Annotated in this window: 19 protein-coding genes; 8 read left to right on the forward strand and 11 right to left on the reverse strand. The window is 71.4% G+C overall.

Annotation, left to right across the window (positions count from 1 at the left end; genetic code table 11):
• Positions 1-78: 78 nt before the first annotated feature.
• From ACT80S_RS12955 to ACT80S_RS12990, 8 genes are all read left to right on the forward strand, one after another.
• Complete coding sequence (locus tag ACT80S_RS12955) at positions 79-2,814, forward strand: PAS domain-containing sensor histidine kinase (RefSeq protein WP_377416382.1); 2,736 nt, start codon at positions 79-81, stop codon at positions 2,812-2,814.
• A gap of 132 nt (positions 2,815-2,946) precedes the next feature.
• A complete protein-coding gene (locus tag ACT80S_RS12960; protein WP_377416384.1) occupies positions 2,947-4,905 on the forward strand; it encodes a HAMP domain-containing methyl-accepting chemotaxis protein in 1,959 nt (652 codons plus the stop codon).
• Between the two features lie 92 nt (positions 4,906-4,997).
• The gene (locus ACT80S_RS12965; protein ID WP_377416386.1) at positions 4,998-5,357 is read left to right on the forward strand and encodes a MarR family transcriptional regulator; all 360 of its coding nucleotides are present in this window, start codon (positions 4,998-5,000) and stop codon (positions 5,355-5,357) included.
• 4 nt (positions 5,358-5,361) lie between these two features.
• Positions 5,362-5,922: a hypothetical protein gene (locus ACT80S_RS12970; protein ID WP_377416388.1), complete on the forward strand. Its 561-nt coding sequence runs from the start codon at positions 5,362-5,364 to the stop codon at positions 5,920-5,922.
• Between the two features lie 151 nt (positions 5,923-6,073).
• Complete coding sequence (locus tag ACT80S_RS12975; protein ID WP_377416390.1) at positions 6,074-7,057, forward strand: Bug family tripartite tricarboxylate transporter substrate binding protein; 984 nt, start codon at positions 6,074-6,076, stop codon at positions 7,055-7,057.
• A gap of 1 nt (position 7,058) precedes the next feature.
• Positions 7,059-7,565 (forward strand): MarR family winged helix-turn-helix transcriptional regulator, encoded by a 507-nt coding sequence (locus ACT80S_RS12980; protein WP_377416392.1) that lies wholly within the window; start codon positions 7,059-7,061, stop codon positions 7,563-7,565.
• A 32-nt stretch (positions 7,566-7,597) separates the two neighbouring features.
• A complete protein-coding gene (locus tag ACT80S_RS12985) occupies positions 7,598-9,292 on the forward strand; it encodes an FAD-dependent monooxygenase (RefSeq protein WP_377416394.1) in 1,695 nt (564 codons plus the stop codon).
• Positions 9,293-9,306: 14 nt separating this feature from the next.
• Positions 9,307-9,495 (forward strand): DUF2783 domain-containing protein, encoded by a 189-nt coding sequence (locus ACT80S_RS12990; RefSeq protein WP_377416396.1) that lies wholly within the window; start codon positions 9,307-9,309, stop codon positions 9,493-9,495.
• A 48-nt stretch (positions 9,496-9,543) separates the two neighbouring features.
• Here the strand turns inward: ACT80S_RS12990 and ACT80S_RS12995 are convergent, their stop codons facing one another.
• The 11 genes from ACT80S_RS12995 to ACT80S_RS13045 all read right to left on the reverse strand — a co-directional run bounded on the left by ACT80S_RS12995 (position 9,544) and on the right by ACT80S_RS13045 (position 20,484).
• On the reverse strand, positions 9,544-10,473 hold the full coding sequence (locus ACT80S_RS12995; protein WP_377416398.1) for an SMP-30/gluconolactonase/LRE family protein: 930 nt from the start codon (positions 10,471-10,473) through the stop codon (positions 9,544-9,546).
• A gap of 8 nt (positions 10,474-10,481) precedes the next feature.
• Positions 10,482-11,468: a Bug family tripartite tricarboxylate transporter substrate binding protein gene (locus tag ACT80S_RS13000; protein ID WP_377416400.1), complete on the reverse strand. Its 987-nt coding sequence runs from the start codon at positions 11,466-11,468 to the stop codon at positions 10,482-10,484.
• 21 nt (positions 11,469-11,489) lie between these two features.
• Positions 11,490-12,482 (reverse strand): Bug family tripartite tricarboxylate transporter substrate binding protein, encoded by a 993-nt coding sequence (locus tag ACT80S_RS13005; RefSeq protein WP_377416402.1) that lies wholly within the window; start codon positions 12,480-12,482, stop codon positions 11,490-11,492.
• A gap of 19 nt (positions 12,483-12,501) precedes the next feature.
• On the reverse strand, positions 12,502-13,494 hold the full coding sequence (locus ACT80S_RS13010; RefSeq protein WP_377416404.1) for a tripartite tricarboxylate transporter substrate binding protein: 993 nt from the start codon (positions 13,492-13,494) through the stop codon (positions 12,502-12,504).
• Positions 13,495-13,507: 13 nt separating this feature from the next.
• A complete protein-coding gene (locus tag ACT80S_RS13015; protein WP_377416406.1) occupies positions 13,508-14,575 on the reverse strand; it encodes a cyclase family protein in 1,068 nt (355 codons plus the stop codon).
• Between the two features lie 18 nt (positions 14,576-14,593).
• Positions 14,594-15,523, reverse strand: a complete 930-nt coding sequence (locus ACT80S_RS13020) for an NAD(P)-dependent oxidoreductase (RefSeq protein WP_377416408.1) — start codon at positions 15,521-15,523, stop codon at positions 14,594-14,596.
• Positions 15,520-16,200 carry an RraA family protein gene (locus ACT80S_RS13025; RefSeq protein WP_377416410.1) on the reverse strand — a complete coding sequence of 227 codons (681 nt, stop codon included), beginning with the start codon at positions 16,198-16,200 and terminating at the stop codon, positions 15,520-15,522. Before ACT80S_RS13025 ends, ACT80S_RS13020 begins: the two co-directional genes overlap by 4 nt.
• Positions 16,201-16,256: 56 nt before the next feature.
• The gene (locus ACT80S_RS13030; RefSeq protein ID WP_377416412.1) at positions 16,257-17,255 is read right to left on the reverse strand and encodes a Bug family tripartite tricarboxylate transporter substrate binding protein; all 999 of its coding nucleotides are present in this window, start codon (positions 17,253-17,255) and stop codon (positions 16,257-16,259) included.
• A 4-nt stretch (positions 17,256-17,259) separates the two neighbouring features.
• Complete coding sequence (locus ACT80S_RS13035) at positions 17,260-18,156, reverse strand: amidohydrolase family protein (RefSeq protein WP_377416414.1); 897 nt, start codon at positions 18,154-18,156, stop codon at positions 17,260-17,262.
• Positions 18,157-18,195: 39 nt separating this feature from the next.
• The gene (locus ACT80S_RS13040; protein ID WP_377416416.1) at positions 18,196-19,182 is read right to left on the reverse strand and encodes a Bug family tripartite tricarboxylate transporter substrate binding protein; all 987 of its coding nucleotides are present in this window, start codon (positions 19,180-19,182) and stop codon (positions 18,196-18,198) included.
• A gap of 201 nt (positions 19,183-19,383) precedes the next feature.
• Entirely contained in the window at positions 19,384-20,484 is a 1,101-nt protein-coding gene (locus ACT80S_RS13045; RefSeq protein ID WP_377416418.1) for a porin, read from the reverse strand.
• Between the last annotated feature and the right edge of the window lie 30 nt (positions 20,485-20,514).

The following is a 20,514-nucleotide window of genomic DNA, read 5'->3' on the forward strand; positions in this document are numbered from 1 at the left end:
AGTGTTGAAAAACTCGGCAATCTGCAGGGGCTGCTAATTCAAAGTGGCTCAGGTTCATTTGCTGATATTCAAAAAGCATTGGATTCGGGGGTTCGCCAGGCGCAGTGGCTGGTGCTGGCCACCGGCCTGCTGGGCGCGGTCGGGCTGGCGCTGGCGCTGCGCCAGGCGCTGCGGCCGGCGCCCCCGGCCGAACGCAGCGCCGCCAGCCAGGCCCAGGCCCTGCGCCAGCACTGGCGCGACGACGGCCTGGCCCTGATCCACGAGACGGTGCTGCACGAGCTGACCCCGCGCGAGCTGGCCCGCCAGCTGTGCAACAAGCTGGCCGACCATGTGCAGGTGCCGGCCTGCGCGCTGTACGAGTACGCCTTCGTCCTGCGTGACGACTCCATGATCCAGCACCTCGCACTCAAGCGCCTGGGCGGGCGCAATGGCGAGGGCATGCGCTTTCCCGAGCTGCTGCATGTCGCCGGACCGGTGCTGCACCCGCTGCTGAAGGCGGGCCGGCTCCTGCGCAACGCCGACATCCCCGCCGAGGGCCTGCGCGAGCTGGAGGGTCTGGCGCCCGGGAGCGGCGCGGTCGCCCACCATTACCTGGTCGTGCCCTTCGAGTTCGAGGGCGAGGTGCGCGGCGTCATGGTGTTCCGCGCCTTCACCCCGGTGGCGGCGCAGGTCGACGACCTGATGATCCCCGGCGCCGCCGCCATCGGCGTGGCGCTGGAGTCGGCGCAAAGCCGCGACAACCTCTTCGCTTCCCTGCTGGACTCCCAGCACCTGGCCAACCAGCTGCAGGAGAACCAGGTCCAGCTGCAGCACAGCCAGGCCTCGCTGGAGGAGAAGATCCAGCACGTCAACGGCATCTTCGACTCGATGCAGAGCGGCCTGATCGTGGTCGACAGCCACGCCCGCATCCAGGACTGCAACCCGGCGCTGCTGGCCCTCACCGGCCGCACCCGCGAGGCGCTGATCGGCCGGCCCTGCGGCGATCTGTTCGAGAACGACGCGCTCACGCTCGAGGCCTTCATGCAGGACCTGGGCGCGCGCCTGGAGATGCTGGTCGAGACCTCGCCCCATGAGGCGGAGGCCCTGTTCCAGACCGTGCCCCTGGCCTGCCTGCGCCTGGACGAGCGGATGCGCGTGACCCGCGCCAACCCGCGCGCCGTCTCCTTGCTCGGCTACATGAAGGAGGAGTTGCGCCAGCGCACCTTCCCGGACCTGGCCGCCGACGACGAGGCGCGGGCCCGACTGCGCCGCCTCCTGGACGCCGACGCCGGCCCGGTGGGCATGGCCGCGGCCTGCCACCTGAGGCACAAGGACGGCGAGGCGCTGGCGTTCGAGGTCGGCCGGGTCTGGCACCGGCTGCGCGGCGCGCCGGGCAGCCTGGTCTTCCTGCGCTCGGATCGCGACCTGCCCTGGACGGTGTTCTGCCCCACGCTGCTGCACCGCCTCAGCCGCGAGGAGGACGACGCCCTCATCGCCCGCCTGATCCACCGCGAGCGCGAGAGCCTGCCGGTGCGGGTGACGGCCTCGTTCAACCCCGGCCATGCGGACATGCCCGAGCAGACCGTCATCAACCTCAACGACGTGTCCTCCCTGATCCACAAGAACGCCCAGATCCAGGCGCAGAACAGCCTGCTGGAGCGCACCATGGAGGCGATGCAGGACGGCGTGCTGCAGATCGACCGCGAGGGCATGGTGGTCTCGGCCAACCCCAAGTCGATGGAGCTGCTCGGCGCGTCGCGCGCCCAGGTGGTGGGCCGCGCGCTGCGCGACCTCCTGGCCCCGGCCGGGGACGACGCCTTGCTGCTGGACGGGCTGCCGGCCCACCACCAGGGGCTGATGCGCCAGCTGCTGTCGCTGGACGCGTCGCGCCTGGACCTGCAGGGCCTGGGCCTGGCCGCCGAGGAGCTCCAGGCGCAGGCCATGGCGGCCTCGCAGAACGTGGAGTGGTCGCTGGCCCGCCCCGGCGGCGATGCCATCCCGGTGGTGCTCACCGCCGCGCCGCTGCGCGATTCCGAGGGGCTGGTCACCGGCGCGGTGATCACCATCAAGGACATGCGCGAGATCAAGGAGAAGGAGAGCGAGAACCTGGAGATGGTCAAGAAGGTCGAGCAGTCCCAGCGGCTGGACGCGCTGGGCCAGCTGGCCGCCGGCGTCGCGCACGACTTCAACAACCTGCTGGGGGTGATCCAGAACCATGCCGAGCTGGTCGAGATGAAGCTGGGCCCCGACTCGAAGGCGGCGCGCAACCTCAGCGCCATCCTGCAGGCCACCACCCGGGCGCGCGACATCGTGATCAAGCTCAACGGGCTGGGCCGGGTGCAGCCGCAGGCCGAGGTGGAAGAGCACCACCCGGTGGGCAGCTTCGAGCTGGCGCCGCTGCTGGAGGAGACCAAGTCGCTGCTGCAGGCCAGCCTCAAGGGCATCGACATCGTGCTGGACCCGGACACCCTGGGCGCCGCCGCCGTCCCGCTCAAGGGCGACAGCGGCAGCCTGCAGCAGGTGCTGGTGAACCTGTGCGTGAACGCCAGCCACGCCATCGGCGAGCGCCGCAACGGGCGCATCGTGATCGGCGCGCGCCGTCCCGCGCCCGGGCAGGTCCAGGTCGACGTGGTGGACAACGGCAGCGGCATCCCGCCCGAGGTCCTGCCCCGCATCTTCGAGCCCTTCTTCACTACCAAGGAAGTTGGCAAGGGAACGGGCCTGGGCCTGGCCATGGTGCGCAGCATCGTGACCAAGATGGGTGGTTCGATCGACTGCCGTTCCACCCTGGGCGAGGGCTCCACCTTCTCTGTCACGCTGCCGCATGCCGGATGAAGGGGCGAGCCGGCGCTTATCATCGGCCGGGCATGGCACCGCCCTGGTGCGGTGCCATGAGAATCTTGGTTTTAGTTTGACTTGTTTCGGGTTTCGTGCGGCCGTTGCCGCGCTCGCCCGCAGGAGCCGTCCGTGATCCGTCTCGACAGCCTGCGCCACCTGCGCGTGCGCACCCGCCTGATGGCCCTGGTGGCCTTCCTCAGCCTGATTGCCGTCGTGATCGGCGTGAACGGGGCCCGCTCCATGGGCGCGGCCGTCGACGGCTTCCGCAGCGTGTACGAGCTGCGCATCGTGCCGATCCGCGACCTCAAGGTCATCGCCGACATGTACGCCGTCAACATCGTCGACGCCACGCACAAGGTCCGCAACGGCAACTTCTCCTGGGACGAGGGCCGCAAGAGCGTGGCCGACGCGGAAAGGCAGATCGGGGAGAAGTGGGCGGCGTTCCTCAGCCACGACCTGGTCGAGGCCGAGCGCCAGCTGGTCGCCGAGATCGAGCCGATGCTCAAGGTCGCCCAGGGCGAGCTCGACGTGCTCAAGGTGCTGCTGGTCAAGGAGGACCGCGAAGGCCTGGCCCGTTTCTCCATCGAGCGCCTGTACCCGGCGATCGACCCGATCAGCTCCAAGTTCTCCGACCTGATCGAGCGCGAGCTGAAGCTGGCCGACGACGAGTTCCACCTCGCCGAGCGGGCCTACCGGGCCAACATCCTCCTGATCGCCGCGCTGGTGGCCGGCGGCCTGATCGCGGGCCTGCTGATCGCGTTCTGGGTGCTGCGCTCCATCACCCGGCCGCTGGAGGGCGTGCGCAACGTCGCGATGGCGGTCGCCGCCACCTCGGACTACTCGCGCCGCGTGGCCGTGGCCAGCGACGACGAGGTGGGCCAGACCGCCCGCGCCTTCAACCAGATGCTGCAGACGCAGCAGGAGGCCATCACCGCGGTCAACCGCACGGTCCAGGCGCTGGCGGCGGGCGACCTGCGCCAGCGCGTGTCCGGCCACCTGCAGGGAGACCTGGGGGCGATGAAGGACGCGGTCAACGCCTCGGCCGACCAGATCGAGCGCACCTTCGCCGAGGTGCTCAAGGTCACCCAGGCGCTGCGCGCCGGCCGCTTCGACGCCGCCGCCGGCGCGCAGCTGCAGGGCGCCTTCGGCGAGGTGGTGCGCGACGCGCTGGACGCGATGGCCGCGCTGCAGTCCATGATCGGCGACATCGGCCGGGTCATGCAGAAGGTGGCCCGGGGCGACCTGTCGCTCCAGGTGCAGGCCCAGGGCCAGGGCGAGCTGGAGACCCTCAAGCGCGACATCAACGACTCCCTGCAGGCGCTGGGCCAGGCGCTGCGCGCCATCCACGCCAACACCCGCCAGGTGGCCGCCGCGTCCGGCCAGGCCAGCCAGGCCATCGGCCAGATCTCGGACGGCGCGCAGAGCCAGACCCATGCCATCGGCCAGGTCGCGGTGGCGGTGCGCCAGTCGGCCGCCTCGGTGGCCGACGTCTCGCGCAACACCTCGCTGGCCAGCGAGAAGTCGCGGGAGTCCATCGCCACCATGCGCGGCGGCATGGCCCGCATGGAGGAACTGGTGCAGGCGGTGAACAACCTCGCCGCCAACTCGGAAAAGATCAACAAGATCACTGAAGTCATCGAGAAGATCGCCAACAAGACCAACCTGCTGTCGCTGAACGCCGCGATCGAGGCGGCCCGCGCGGGCGAGCACGGCAAGGGCTTCTCGGTGGTGGCCGACGAGGTCGGCAAGCTGGCCCAGAGCAGTGCCGAGAGCTCGCAGGAGATCGCCAAGCTCGTGGGCGAGGCGGTGCAGGAGATCGGCCGGGCCGTGGTGACGGTGCGTAATGTCAGCAACGACATGGCCAGCATCGAGCGGGGTTCCGCCGAGACCGACACGATGCTCCAGCGCATCTCCGCCGCCCTCGAGGAGCAGAGCACCGCGGTCGAGGAAATCAACGCCAACCTGGGCAGCCTGGACCGCATCGCGCGCAGCAACGCCGCCGCTTCGGAGCAGATCACGGCGACGGTGGTCGAGCTGTCGAGGCTGGCGGACACGACCCGCCAGGAAGTGGAGAAATTTCGCGCCTGAGCACCGCCTGCATCCCTGTCGCCGACCCGGGTACTCCCGGGTACCCGCGGCCCCCTCGCCGCAGTACCATCGGGGGGTTCTAGAACCATTCCATGGCCAGCAAGAAAGCCCTCCCCCTCTCGTACGTCAAGTTCCTCAACCTGGTGGCTGCCGCGCGGCAGCTGCCCGGTCTGCCGGAGATTGACGCGGTCGAAGACCAGATCCTGGGCTTTCTGGCGCGCAGCTGGTATGCCGGCCAGCGCGTCACCGTGCTGGAGGCCATGAACAGCCTGCCGGACATCTCCCCCTCCACCGTGCAGCGCCGGCTGAAGACGCTGCGCGCCAAGGGCATGCTGCAGATGCAGGCGGACGAGTACGACAGCCGCTTCAAGTACATCGAGTCCACCGACCTGGCCACCCGCTACTTCGCGGCCCTCGGCCAGTGCATCCACAAGGCCCAGGCGGCGCGCTGAGCGGATGCGCCTCGCCTCGGCAGCTGACCTTCCGTTCCTCCTCGTCGGCATCGCTTCCGCGGGCCTGGCCTACGCCGGGCTCTACCACCTGAACGCCTGGCTCTTCGACCACTCGGAGTTCACCCGCCACATCAACTGGATCTTCCTGCCTGCGGCCGTGCGCATGGTCGCCGTGCTGGTGTTCGGCTGGGCCGGCGTGGCGGGCCTGTTCATCGGCTCGATCTCGGTGATTCCCGAGATCGTGCAGTCCGACTTCCTTCACGCGGCCACGCTGGCGACCCTGTCGTCCGTGCCGGCCCTGCTGGCCGCGCGGGCGGTGCAGCGCCTGCTGGACGTGCCGGCCAGCCTGGCCGGCGTCACCGGCAAGCAGCTGCTGTGCTTCGGCGTCGCCGGCGGCCTCGCCAACAGCGTGGCGCACACGCTCTACTTCGCCTGGCGCGCCGGCAGCCTGGAGCCGCTGCAGGGCTTCACGCCCATGCTGGTCGGCGACACCGTGGGCACGCTGCTGATGCTCTATGCCGGCGCGATCCTGTTGCGAGGCGTGCGGGTGCCGCCGGCCGCCTGAGCGCAGCACCCGGCGGATGGTTGCGGGCGCAACCATCCGTGCAAACACCTAGTTGCGCGCGCAACTAATCGTGCCCACAATGCGGACCTTCCGAAACGGGGGTGCGCTTTTCTTCCTTGTGCGCAGACCCCGTCCCCGACCTCCAGGAGACATGCCCGTGCACACCCTCGCCCGACGCGCCGCCCGCGTCCTGGCCGCCGCCTGCGCCCTCGGCGCGGCCGCCGCCGCCCTCGCCCAGCCCTATCCGAGCCGCCCGATCGAGTGGGTCGTGCCCTATCCCGCCGGCGGCGGCACCGACCTGGTGGCCCGCACCCTGGGGCAGGTGATGTCCGAGCGGCTCGGGCAGCCGGTGGTGATCAACAACAAGCCCGGCGCCGCGACCATGATCGGTGCCGAGTACGTGGCCCGCGCCAGGCCGGACGGCTACGTGCTCATGTCCGCCGACACCGCCACCCTGGCGGCCAACCCCTTCCTCTACAACCGCATCACCTACAACGCCGAGAAGGACTTCGCGCCGGTGGGCCTGACGGTGCGCTTTCCGATGATCCTCGTGGTCCACCCGGAGGTGCCGGCCCAGGACCTCAAGTCCTTCACCGCCTGGCTCAGGGCCCGCGATGGCGCCAACTACGCCACCCCCGGCGCCGGCAGCCCGCACCACCTGGCCACCGAGCTGCTGCGCGGCGAGCTGAAGGCGAAGATGACCCACGTGCCCTATCGCGGCGCCGCGCCCGCGGTGCAGGACGTGGTGGCCGGCCAGGTGCCGTTCATGTTCGTCGACACCGCCAGCGGGCAGCAGTTCATCAGCACCGGCAAGCTGCGCCCCATCGGCATCGCCAGCCCGAAGCGGGTGAAGAACTTCGAGTCGATTCCGACGCTGTCTGAGCAGGGCCTCAAGGGCTTCGAGGCCTACGCTTGGCAGGGCCTGGTGATGCCCGCCGGCACGCCGCCCGAGGTCGTCGCCAAGGTCAACGATGCGCTGCTCAAGGCGCTCGACGCCACCGCCGTGAAGGCCCGCCTGCAGGTGCTCGGCCTGGAGGCCACGCCGAGCGACCCGGCCCGGATGGCCGAGTTCGCGGCGAAGGAGCGCGCCAAGTGGGGCGCCGTGATCCGCGCCGCCGGCATCAAGGTGGACTGACATGGCCCCCCGCGACACCGCCCGCGACGCCGCCCGGGAAGCGGCCCGCGAGGCCGCCGCCGACTCGCTGGCGCGCAAGCTCACCTACCGCATGCACCTGCTGCACAAGCTCACCGACCAGGAGAGCCAGCGCCGCTACCTCGAGGAGGCCGGCCTGTCCCTGAGCGACGGCCGCTGCCTGAGCACCATCGGCGCCTTCGAGCCGATCTCGGTGAATGCCCTGGCGCAGATGGCCAACCTGAACAAGGCCCAGGCCAGCCGCGCCGCCCAGGCCCTGGTGGACCAGGGCCTGGTGGACAAGGCCGGCTCGGCCAGCGACGGCCGCGGCGTGCAGCTCACGCTCACTGCCCGCGGCCGCAAGGCCTGGACACGCGTCATGGAGCTGATCGACCGCCGCAACGAGGAGATCTTCGGCTGCCTCAGCGCGCAGGAGCGCCAGGTGCTCAGCGACCTGTTCGACCGCCTGATCGACAACGCGCGCGGCGCCGCGGCCGACCCCGAGGCCTGATCCCACCCCTCTCCCGCCCCCACCGATACGACATGCATCAACCCACCACCACCCCCCGCGCGTCGATCTACTACGACTACCAGGTCCACCGGCCCTGGCTCGCCTCGGCGCACCCGGCGCAGGCGCGCCAGAAGGTCGTCATCGCCGGCTCCGGCCCGGCCGGCCTGATCGCCGCGCTCAAGCTGGCGCAGCTGGGCGTGCCCAGCGTGGTCCTGACCTCCGAGCTGCAGGTCTCGCAGGGCAGCCGCGCCATCGTCTTCACCCGCCGCAGCATGGAGATCCTGCAGGATGTCGGCGTGGCCGACCGCCTGACCCAGGCCGGCCTGCCCTGGCGCTTCGGCAACTCCTACTTCCGCGGCCAGCGCGTGTTCCGCATGGAGGCGCCGCACGACGAGGACGACCGCTTCTTCCCGATGATCAACCTGCAGCAGCAGTACCTCGAGGAGTACCTCCTGGATGCCTGCGCGGCCCAGCCCCTGGTCGACCTGCGCTGGGGCAACAAGGTCGAGAAGATCGAGCAGCACGCCACCCACGCGGTGGTCACCGTCGACACGCCCGAAGGCCCCTACACGCTGGAGTCCGAGTGGGTGGTGGCCGCCGACGGCGGCCGCTCCGGCATCCGCGCCGCCATGGGCCTGCAGATGGAGGGCGCCTCCTACGAGGGCTACTTCGTCATCGCCGACATCCGCTGCGACCTGCCCCTGCCCACCGAGCGCCTGGCCTTCTTCGACCCCGAGTGGAACCCCGGCAACACGGTGCTGGTGCACCGCGAGCCGCAGGGCATCTGGCGGGTCGACTACCAGCTGCCCCCCGGGGAGACGCCGGAGGATGCGCTCCGGCCCGAGTCCCTCAAGGAGCGCATCGACGCCACGCTGGCCATGGTGGGCCATGCCGGCATCGCCTGGGAGATGGACTGGTGCTCGGTCTACTCCGCCCGCACGCTGACGCTGCCCGACTACGTGCAGGGCCGCGTGCTGTTCACCGGTGACGCCGCCCACCTGCTGCCGATCTTCGGCGTGCGCGGCGCCAACACCGGCTTCCAGGACTCGCAGTCGCTGGCCTGGCACCTGGCCCTGGTGGTGCAGGGACACGCCAGCGAGAAGCTGCTCGCCAACTTCAGCGCCGAGCGCGTGAACGCCGCGCGCGAGATCATCGACGAGTCCGGCAAGAGCACCCGCTTCATGGCGCCGCCCACCCGCGGCTTCAAGCTGCTGCGCGACGCGGTGCTCTCGCTCTCGCTGTCGCAGGACTTCGTGCGCCCGCTGTACCACTGGCGCACCTCCCGCCCCCACGAGTACACCCGCTCGGCGCTCAACGCCGCGGGCGACGACAACCTCCTGTTCCGCGCCGGCCCGGCGCATGGCGCGCCGCCGCAGAACGTGCGACTGGGCGCGGACGACTACCTGCTCGATCATGTGTCCGGCGGCGGCTTCACCCTGCTGTACGTGGCCGGCGCGGGCGGCATCCCCGCGCCGCTGCGCGACGTGGCCGACACCGTGCGCGCCCGCGGGGTGCCGCTGAAGCTCATCGCGGTCGGCGCTGCCGGCCCGGTGGAAGGCGCCGACCTGGCGCTGCCCGATGCCGACGGCCGCCTGCGCCGCCGCTACGGCATGGAGGCCGCCGGCGCGGCCTACCTGCTGCGACCCGACCAGCATGTGTGCGCGCGCTGGATCACCCTCGACGCCACCCGCCTGCGCGCCGCGCTGGACACGGCGCTGCCCCAGTGAGAGGAGCCCTCCGAATGAACGACCGCGCATTGCCCATCGCCGGCCTGGAACAGGTCTACGACCGCCTGGCCGCCGCCATCGACCAGGCCGGCCCCGAGAAATCGGAGCTGTTCCTCGTCAAGCTGGCCCTCCTGAACGCCAACGCCCTGGCCGACGCCGCGCGGTTCGACGCGCAGGTGCAGGCGGCCCTGAAGGACCTGTGACGAGCGCCCCGGCCCGCGATGGGCCGGGAGAGCCCGCGGGCCAGGGCCTCAGGCCCCTGCGGCCCCGGTGTGCAGCCGGGTGCCCGCCACCGGCATCTCGGCACGCAGGATAGTGCCGTGGGTGGAGTCGGTGCAGTACAGGGTGCGCCGGCCCTCGCCGCCGAAGGCGAGGTTGGTCACCGAGGTGCCGGGCGTGCCGGTGAGGACCTCCTCGGGCTCGGCCCGGTGCCCCAGCACCCACACATAGGCCAGGCCCGGGTTGGCCACCAGCAGGCGGCCGCCTTCGTCCATCGCCAGGCCGTCCGGCCCGCTGGGGCCGTACGAGGTGAAGAACTGCCCCGCCTTCGAGACGCTGCCGTCGGCCAGCAGCGGCATGCGCCACACGCAGTTGCCCCGCGTGGCCGCGACGAACAGGAAGCGCTCGTCATTCGACAGCACGATGCCGTTCGGGCTGGGCACATTCGACAGCAGCAGGTCCAGCCGGCCATCCCGCCCGAGGCGGTAGACGCGCCCGGTGGGGTCGTGCAGGCCGGTCTGGCCCTGGTCGGTGAAGTACAGGTTGCCGCGCGAGTCGAACACCAGGTCGTTGACGCCCTTGAAGCGCTCGCTGTTGCGCCGCTCCAGGTAGGGCCGCACCTGGCCGCTGGCGATGTCCAGGGCGACCAGGCCGTTCTTGTAGTCGGTGACCAGCAGTTCGCCCGCGCTGAGGACCTTCAGGCCGTTGGGCTCGCCGTCCCACTGGGCCACCAGGTCCCACTCGCCCTTGGGGTCGATGCGGAACACGCGGCCGAAGGGGATGTCGGTGACGTAGAGGTTGCCCGCGTCGTCGAATACCGGGCCCTCGAGGAAGGAGTCGGCGAGTCGGCCGCCCTGGTTCACGTCGGCCCAGAGGCTGCGGACACCGGTGCGGCGGTAGTGGGCCGGCATGGAGGTGAACACCTCCAGCGGTCGGACCACGGGCTGCTTGAGGAGGAACATCGCGGCGATTACTGGCGTTCGAAGGCGGTGTTCGCGGCGACCTTGCCCCAGGTGTCGGTGCTGTCCTTCAGCAGGCGGCTGAAGGCCTCGCCGCCGACCTGGCGCGGGTCCGCGCCCATGCCCTCGGCGAAGGCCTTCATGTCGGGCGTGGCCATGGCGGTGGCGATCTCCTTCTGCAGGCGGGCCAGCACCGGGGCCGGCGTGCCCTTGGGCGCCCACAGGCCGGTCCAGTTCACCACGCCGGGCCAGGCCACGCCGGCCTCGGCGAAGGTGGGCACGTCGGGCAGCGAGGCCACGCGCTTGTCGCCGCTCACGGCCAGCAGGCGCATCTTGCCGCCCTTGACGTTGGACATCACGCCGGTGGTGGAGGCGATCTGCATGTCGATGGTGTTGGCCAGCACCGCCTGCGTGGCCTCGGCCGCGCCCTTGAACGGCACGTGCATCAGGTTGGCGCCGGCGGCGATGCCCAGGGCTTCGCTGGCGAAGTGCGGCGTGGTGCCCGCGCCGCCGGAGCCGTAGGTGACCTTGTTCGGCTGCGACTTGGCCTCGGCCACCAGCTCGCGCAGGGTCTTGAAGCGCGAGTTCGCGTTGACGGCCAGGGCCATCGGGGTGAAGGCATAGGCGCTCACCGGCACCAGGTCGGTGGCGTGATCGAAGGGCAGCTTCTTGAAGATGTGCGGCAGCAGCGAGAAGGTGGTGTCGTTCGCCATCAGCGTGTAGCCGTCGGCCTCGGACTTGGCGACCTGCAGCGCGCCGATGGTGCCGGTGGCGCCGGCGCGGTTCTCGACGAAGAAGCTCTGGCCGGTCTGCTCGGTGAGCTTCTGGGCCATCTTGCGGGTGACCACGTCCACCGCGCCGCCGGGGGCGTAGGGCACGACGATCTTCACCGGCTTGGACGGCCAGGTGTCGGCGAAGGCGGCGGGGGCCAGCGCGCCCAGGCAGGCGGCGGCGAGGACGGCGAGGCCGTGGCGGCGGGTCAGGAATCGTGCGTTCATGGTGTCTCCAGGAAATGCGGCTTATTCAGCCTTGAGGTTCAGGTCGTTGGCAAGCTGGGTGTAGCCCTTGGCGTCGCGCGCCAGCTGCGCGCCGAAGGGGGCGCCGCAGGCGTTCTGCGGCTCCAGGCCCAGGCTGTTGAACTTGGCGGCGGTGGCGGGCAGCTGCGCGAATTCGGTCGCCACCTTCTCCAGCGCCTGCAGCACCGGCGCCGGCGTGTTGGCGGGGGCCAGCAGGCCGTACCAGGCGTCGGCCGAATAGCCCTTGACGCCGGCCTCGGCGAAGGTGGGCACGTTCGGCAGCAGGGGCGAGCGGCGCGGCGCGGCCACGGCCAGCGCGGTGAGCTTGCCGCCCTGCACCTGCGGCAGCACCGAGCCCAGGGTGGCGAAGGAGCTGTCCAACTGGCCGCCCATGACATCGGTCACCACCTGGGCCGCGCCCTTGTAGGGGATGTGGTTCATCGACAGCCCCACCATGCGCAGGAACTGCTCGCTGGCGAAGTGGCCCGAGCTGCCGGTGCCGGGCGTGCCGTAGGTGCGCTTGCCCGGCTGCTCCTTCACCAGCTGCATGAAGCCCGCGAGGTTCTTGGCCGGCATCGAGGGGCCGGTCACCAGCACCGTGGGGCTCACCGCCAGCGTGCACACCGGCGCGAACGAGCGCACCGCATCGAACTTCACCCGCGCGCTGTACAGGGCGGGGATCATGGTGTGGTTGGTCGCCGCCACCAGCAGGGTGTAGCCGTCGGCGGGCGCGGAAGCCACCGATTCGGCCGCCAGGATGGTGTTGGCGCCGGGCTTGTTCTCCACCACGAAGGGCTGGCCCAGTGCCTTGGCCGCATGCTCGGCGAAGGCGCGGGCCACCACGTCGGTGGGGCCGCCGGCGGAGAAGCCGACAACGAGGCGGATCGGCTTGGACGGCCAGGCCGGGGCGCTGGCCTGGGCGCTGGCGGCGCCGGTGGCGGCCGCGGCGGCGGCGGCGAGCAGGAGGCGGGCGGCGTTCATTACCTGGGTGTTCATCGGGGTCTCCGGTCCGGGATCAATCCAGCTGGATACCGGCGGTCTTGATGACGCGGCTCCAGCGCTTGCCCTCGCCATCGAGGAAGCGGGTGAATTCGGCGGCGGTGCTGCCGGCGCCCTGCACGCCCATCTCGGCCCAGCGCCGCGACAGGGCGGGCGCAGGCACCAGGGCGCGTGCCTCGGACTCCAGCCGGGCCAGCACCGCGGGCGGCGTGCCGGCCGGGGCGAACAGGCCGTTCCACTCCGCCACATCGACTTCGGCGAAGCCCTGCTCCGCGAGCGTGGGCACCTGCGGGAAGGCCTCGGCCCGGCGCGCGGCGGTGACGCCCAGGGCGCGCAGCTTGCCGGCGCGCACGAAGGGGCCGCTGGCGGAAGTGGCGCTGAACATCAGGTCCACCTGGCCCGCGATCAGGTCGGTGAGCGCGGGCGCGCCGCCCCGGTACGGGATGTGGGTGATGGAGACCTTGGCCGACTGCTTGAACAGCTCGCCCGCGAGGTGCTGCGCGCCGCCGTTGCCGGCGGAGGCATACGACAGCTTGCCCGGCTTGGTGCGGGCGAAGCGGACCAGGTCGGCCACGCTCTGGAACGGCGAGTTGGCGGGCACCACCAGCAGCAGCGGCGCGCGCGTGAGCAGCGAGATCGGCGCGAAGTCCGACGGGCCGCCATAGGGCAGCTTGGGCACCAGCAGCGGGTTGACCGCGAAGGCGGTGGCGTCGAGCAGCAGGGTGTAGCCGTCGGCGGGCGCCTTGGCCACGGCGGTGGCGCCGATGGTGCCGCCGCCGCCGGGGCGGTTGTCGACGATCACCTGCTGGCCCAGGCGCTCGGACAGCTGGGTGGCGAAGGCGCGGGCGGTGGCGTCGGCATTGCCGCCGGCGGCATAGGGCACGACCAGGCGTACCGGGCGCGCGGGCCAGGCGTCGTTGTCGGCCGCAAAGCTCGGGAAGGCCGCGGGGATCGCGGCCACCGAGCACAGGCCAGACAGCAGCTGGCGGCGGGAGATTCCTTGGTTCATGTCGTCCTCGAACTCAAACAGTGGCGATGGGGGTGACCGGCGAGCCCGCCGCGCCCGGCAGGCGCAGCGGCGGGGCCGTGAGCAGGAAGCGGCTGCGGCCGGCGCCGCGCAGCCAGGCGGCCAGCGGCGTGAGCCACCACAGCTCGCCCAGGTGGATGCCGTTCTTGAACAGGCAGTGCTCGTGCAGCGGCAGGCGCGGGCGGCGCAGCGGCGTGCCGGCGCCCAGGGCGGGCGGCGACACGAGTTCGACCGCGGGATTGTCGGCCACCAGGCAGGCCAGGCGGGTGTCGGTGATCCAGTTCAGGAGCTTCGCGTCGCCGCCGTCGAGGCCGCTGCCGGTCTCGTGCAGGTGCTTGACGTCGGGCTGGCGCTGCATGGCCAGCAGGGTGTCGGCGAAGCCGGTGTGCACGCACACCATGTCGCCGGCCTCCACCTCGACACGGTCGGCCTCGAGGATGCGCATCAGGCGGTCGTAGCCCACGGCCTCGCGCTTGCGGCCCACATGGTGCTCGAGGTCGATCATCACGCCGCGGCCCTGCGCGCCGTGGGCGGCGAGGTTGGCCACGCCCAGCGGGCCGGCGTCGGGGTCGGGGTAGCGGGCCCAGTCCTCGGTGGCCTGGGGGTCGGTGGCGCCGGCATGCAGGTGCTCGCCGGCGCGGAAGCCGTTGTAGAACACCGCCTCGGCCACGCCGTCGCCGTCGGCGTCGAAGCGGCTGCCGATGTGCGCCAGGCTGTCCCACTGCGTGGAGTACTGGGTGTTCATCAGCATCACCTCGTCGCAGACGACGTCGGTGAGGTTCGGGTCTTCCGAGGCGTAGGACCAGCAGAAGCCCTGCACGCCGGCGCTGGCGCCGTCACGCAGGGTGCCGTACAGGCGCGGCGGCAGGCGCCGCGCGTTGAGGGAGCGCCCGCCCGGCACGTCCAGCGGCAGCGAGAGGCAGAAGGACAGGCCTTCGCGCACCTCCTGCACGCCCTGGCGCACCTTGGCCGGGGTCACCAGGTTCATGCGGCCCAGGCGGTCGTCGGGGCCGAACTCGCCCCAGTGGCTGCCCTCGGGCGCGTGCTTCCAGCGTTGCGGCATGGCGGGGGCTCCCTCGGGTCAGGCGGCCACGGGCTGGGCCAGCACGTCGAGCACGTTGCGGGCCGCGCCCAGGCCCATGTTCACGTAGGCATCCGAGGTGACGCCGCCGATGTGCGGGCTCAGCAGGATGTTGGCCACGCCGTGGAACGGGTGCGGCACGGTCATGGGCTCGACGGCGAAGCTGTCCAGGGCGGCCATGGACACCTGGCCGCTGTTCACCGCGGCCAGCAGGTCGGCCTCGTTGATCAGGCCGCCGCGGGCGGTGTTGACCACGATCACGCCCTTCTTGCACGCAGCCAGGGTGGTGGCATTGAGCAGGCCGCGGTTGTCGTCGGTCAGCGGGCAGTGCAGCGAGATGGCGTCGGCCTCGCGCCAGATGGTCTCCAGGTCCACCACGCGGATGTACTCGGGCAGGTTCTTGGCGAAGGGGTCGAAGCCGATGACCTTCATGCCCAGGGCGTCGCACATGCGGGCGAAGCGCTGGCCGATGGCGCCCAGGCCGATGAGGCCGATGGTGCGGCCATGCAGCTCCACGCTCTTGTGCGTGGCCTTGTCCCAGTGGCCGGCGTGCATGCGCTCATTGAGCTTGACGACCGACTTGGCGCAGGCCAGCAGGCCGGCCAGGGCCTGTTCGGCCACGGCGGCGGCGTTGGCGCCGACGGCGGCGCGCACCGCGATGCCGCGGGCCTGGGCGGCGGCCTTGTCGATGGTGTCGGTGCCGCTGCCATGCTTGGAGATCACGCGCAGCGAGGGCGCGGCGTCCATGGCCTCGGGGCCCACGCCGCCGTAGCGCACGATGATGGCGACCGGGTCATGCTGCTTGCACAGGGCGACGATGTCGTCCTTGCTCGGCGTCTTGCCGGCGTAGACGATGTTGAAGCCTTCCAGCAGGGCCAGGGCCTGGGGCGCGAGGTCCGCGGCGGTGATGAGGATGCTGCGGGCGCTCACAGGGTCTCTCCTTCCTTCAGCGCGCCGGCGGCGCGCAGGGCGGACTGCAGCCAGGAGGCGGCGGTGTTGCCTTCCTTGATCTGGGCGATGCGCTTGGCCTCGTCCTCGACCTTCTTGTGGCAGGCCGGGATCATGGCAGCCAGCTTGGCGCGCTCGACGACCACGACGCCGTCGGCATCGGCCTGGATGAAGTCACCGGGGTTGACGGTGACGCCGCCGCAGCTGATGGGGTGGCCGATGCGGCCGGCGACGTTCTTGGTCGGGCCGTTGGGGTTGGTGCCGACGGAGAAGACGGGGAAGTCCATCTCCTCGATCTCCAGGCTGTCACGCACGGCGCCGTCCATGATCACGCCGGCGATGCCCAGCTGGCGGCAGGCCGTCATCATGATGGTGCCCATGAGGGCCGAGGTCTGGTCGCCCTTGCCGTCGATGACCAGCACGTCGCCCGGCTTGGCCAGGGCGATGGCGGCATGGATCATGAGGTTGTCGCCGGGGCGCACTTCCACGGTGAAGGCCGGGCCCGCCACCTGCATGTTCGGGCGCAGGGCCTTGATGCGGCCATGCATGGCGCCGCGGCGGCCGGCGACGTCGGCCAGGATGGCGGCCTGGAAGCCGGCGGCCTGGGCCACGAGTTCGGGGGAGACGCGCTCGAAGTCGCGGATGATGTCCTGGGTCATGTCTGGGTCCTCGTTGGAGTTGATGTTGAAGTTGAGGGCGGCGCGATCGAGAGGGCTCAATCGGCCTTGATGTTTCCGGTGCGGATCACGCGGGCCCAGGTGGCGGAGTCGGCGGCCTGGGTGTCGGCCAGCGCCTTGGGGGCGCCGCCGACCAGGGTGACGCCCAGCTTGTCGGCCAGCTCGGTGATGGCGGGCTCGCGCAGGGCCTTGTTGATCTCGGCGTTGAGGCGCTGCACCACCGGGGCCGGCGTGCGCGCGGGCAGGTACACCGCCTGCCACTGTTCGACCACGAAGTCCTTCTGGCCGGCCTCGGCCATGGTCGGCACCTCGGGCAGCTGCTTGAGGCGCGCGGCGGACGTGACCGCCAGGGCGCGCAGCTTGCCGGCCTTCACGTGCGGCAGGGCCGCGGCCACCGGCGCGAACATGAACTGCACCTGGCCGCCCAGGGTGTCCTGCAGCGCCGGGGTGTCGCCCTTGTAGGGGACGTGGATGAACTTCACGCCGGTGCGCTGCGCCAGCAGCTCGGCCTGCATCTGCAGGATGGTGCCGTTGCCGCCGGAGGCGAAGGCGATCTCGCCCGGCTTCGCCTTGCCGGCGGCGAGCAGGTCGGCGACCGACTTGAACGGCTGCGCCGGCGCCACCACCAGCAGGTGGGGGATGGTGCCGACCAGGGCCACCGGCTCCAGGTCACGCAGCGGCTCGTAGGGCAGCTTGCCCATGAGGTGCGGGGCGATGGCCTGGGCGCCGATGGTGGTGTGCAGCACGGTGAGGCCGTCGGGGTTGGCCTTGGCCACGAAGGCGCCGCCGATGGTGCCGGTGGCGCCGGGCTTGTTGTCGACGACGACCGTCGCACCCAGCGAGGCCGCGAGGCGCTGCGCGATCGCGCGGCCCATCACGTCGGTGCTGCCGGCGGCCGGATAGGGCACGACCCAGGTGACCGGGCGACCGGCGGGCCAGTCGCCCTGGGCCAGGGCCGCCGGGGCGAGCGTGGCCGCGGCCAGCGCGGTGAAGGCGCCGAGCAGGCGGCGGCGGGAAGGCAGGTTCGAGGGGTTCATGGCGTCAGTCCGTGAAGGGGTGGGGGGCGAAGCCGTAGAGGCGTTCGGGGTTGGCGACGAGGATCTGGTGCAGGCGCCGCGCATCGCCCGCCCACTGCGCCAGGCGATCGACCTGGCGGGCGTCGTCGGGCATGGGCTGGCGCCCGGCGGAGGCGGTGGCATGGGGCCAGTCGCTGCCCCAGACCACGCGGCCCGGCGCGGCGTCGATGAAGCTGCGGGCCAGGTCGTCGAGGCCGGGGTCCTCGACGCTGCCCTGCGGGCTGACGAGGTAGCCGCCGGAGACCTTGACCCAGGCGCGGCCCGCGCCCAGGAGCTCGAGCAGGAGCGCATGCGCCGGCTCGCGGCCCTGGCCGCCGGGCGGGATGCGGCCGAAGTGGTCGAACACCAGGTCCACCGGCAACCCGCGCAGCACCGGGGCGAGCGCGGTCAGTTGCGCCGCCGGCATCAGCAGCTGCAGGTGCCAGCCCAGGGGCGCGATGCGCCGGGCGATGCGGGGGATGGAGCCGGCGTCGTTCGTCGCGCCCAGCGAGAGGTTGATGCGTACGCCGCGCACGCCCTGCGCATGCAGGCCGCGCAGGCTGGCCTCGTCCTCCTCGCCGGTGAGGACGGCCACGCCGCGGGCCTCGACGCCGCGCTGCGCCAGCTGCGCGAGTCCGGCGAGCAGGAGCGTGTTGTCGGCGCCGTAGGTGGAGGGCGTGACCAGCACCGCGCGCGCGGTCCCCATGCGCGCCTGCACCTGCAGGTAGTCGTCGACCGTGGCGTCGGGCGGGAACAGGGTCGCGCCGGGCGTGGCCGGCACGCGGGCGTCATACACGTGGAGGTGGCAGTCGCACGCGCCGGCAGGCAGCGGCGTGGCGGCCACGGCCTCGCCGGCGGAGAAGGGGTAGCGGCCCTGGCTCACGTGTGCACCTGCTGCAGGCTCGGTCGTGCTCGGTCGTGATCAGTCGGCCTTGGCGCCCGATTCCTTGACGACGCGGCCCCACTTCGCGATGTCGGACCGGATCAACTGGCCGAACGCGTCGGCCGTGGCGGGCGTGACGTCCAGGCCCTGGTCCTCGAGCTTCTTGCGCAGGTCGGGCGAGGCCAGGGCCTTGCCCAGTTCCGCACCCATCGTGGCGGCCACGCCGGCGGGCAGGCGCGCGGGGCCGAGCAGGCCGAACCAGGTCACCGCCTCGAAGCCCTTGAAGCCGGACTCGGCGACGGTGGGCACCTGGGGCAGGTCGTCGGTGCGCTTGCTCGAGGTGACCGCGAGGGCGCGCAGCTTGCCGTTCTTGATCTGGCCGAGGAGCGTCGGCACCGAGGACGTGTACAGGTGCACCTGGCCGCTGATCACGTCCGTCATGCCCTGGGCCGCGCCCTTGTAGGGCACATGGGTCAGCTTGACGCCGGCCTCGCGCTGGAGCAGCTCGGTCGCCAGGTGGGCCACGGTGCCATTGCCGGAGGTGGCGTAGTTCAGGACGCCCGGCTTGGCCCGCGCCGCGGCGATGACGTCGGCCAGGGTGCGGTAGGGCGAGTTGGCCGCCACCACCAGCGCCAGCGGCGCGCTGCCGATCAGGCCGATCGGCGTGAGGTCGTTGACCGGGTCGTAGGGCAGGCGGGTGTACAGCGTGGGGTTGATCGCCAGGTTGCTGGTCTGGCCGACCACCAGGGTGTAGCCGTCGGCCGGCGCCTTGGCGGCGGCATCGATGCCCAGGTTGCCGCCCGAGCCGGGCTTGTTCTCGATGACGAAGTTCCACTTCGTCGTGGCCTGCAGCTTGTGCGTGACGTCACGGGTCACCGTGTCGGTGCCGCCGCCCGCAGGGAACGGCACGATCACGCGGATCGGCTTGGCGGGCCAGGTATCAGCGTGGCTGGCAAAGGGGGCCAGGGCGATGAGGGCGGCGAGGGCCGCTGCCTGGCGGCGCGAGAAAGAGGGATTCACTGGCATGTCTCCGGTCATGGGCAGGTGCCTGGCCCGCCCTGGGCGAACTGTAGAAGGGTGTTTCACTGATCGCAAATGAACTGCATCAAGTGCAGCGTGTTTCGCGGTGTGAAAGATTTGTGCTGGGGAAGGAAGCCCCCGGGCCTGTGCCGGGGGGCCGGCACGGCGCCGTCACGGCGCCGTGCCCTGGGTGATGCGCGCTGCGCCTCAGAAGGTGTAGCGCAGGCCCACGTCGTAGCCGGTGGACGACTTGTTGGCGCCGGTGGTGGCGCCGCCCAGGGCGACGCTGGCGCCGCCGGAGTTCGTCACGCGGGCGACGGTGGCATAGGCCACGGTGTCGGGCAGCAGGTTGTGGACGTAGCCGACGGCGTACTTCCGGGACTCGGGCTGGCCGGCCGCGTTCGTGCCGTAGCGGGAGATGGCGACCTTGACCTCGCCGGTGGCGACGGGGGCGATGCCGCCCACCGACCAGCCGGTGGCCTCCAGCGGCACGGTGCGGCTCACGCTGTCGCGGAAGTAGCCCGTCATCGCCTTGAACTTGCCGAAGTCGTACTGCACGCCGATGTTGCTGGAGGTGATGCTGCCGGTCGTCGCGGTGGTCAGGTACTTGGTGCGGCCGGTGGCGACCGACACGTTCAGCTTGCCCACGGCGTAGCCCAGGCGCACGCTGTCGCCGCTGCCGCTGTCCGGCTCGGTGGAGTTGCTGGCGTTCTCGCCGAAGTAGTGCTGCACCTGGCCGTAGATGCCGTAGCGGTTGGCGGGCAGGAAGTACGCAATGATGTTGGAAGCGCGCGTGCTGGTCGGGCCGCCCTGCGTGGCCTGGTGCGGCAGCAGGGTGCCGACGCCGACGTTGGAGAACGGGTCCACTTCGACGCGGTTGCGGTAGTGGGCGGTGAAGTCGCGGCCCAGGCGCACCTCGCCTGCGGAGCCCACCAGGCTCACCGTGGAACGGCGGGCGAAGGTCAGGCCCTGCGTGCCGGCGGTGGCGGTGCTGGTGCCCGAAGCCTGGTTGTTGGTGTTGGTGGCCTGGCCTTCGCCGGAGTCGGTCGAGACCTGCGCCTCGTAGACGAAGTTGGCGGACAGGCCGTCCTTGAGCTTGCGCTCGCCCTTGAAGCCCAGGCGCGAGGTCTGGTTGCCGCCGGAGTTCAGGGCGGACTTGCTGGCCACGCTGCCGGAGCCGTGGGTGTAGGCCGCATCGGCGACGCCGTAGATCGTCAGGCTGGTCTGCGCGGTGGGCTGCACCGTGGTCTGGGCGGCCGCTGCCGAGGCGATGGCGCACAGCGCCAGGGGGAGGGTGATCTTCTTCAAGTTAAGTCCTTTGGTTTGGGAAAGCAGGTC

Source organism: Ramlibacter sp. MAHUQ-53, from assembly GCF_052600055.1.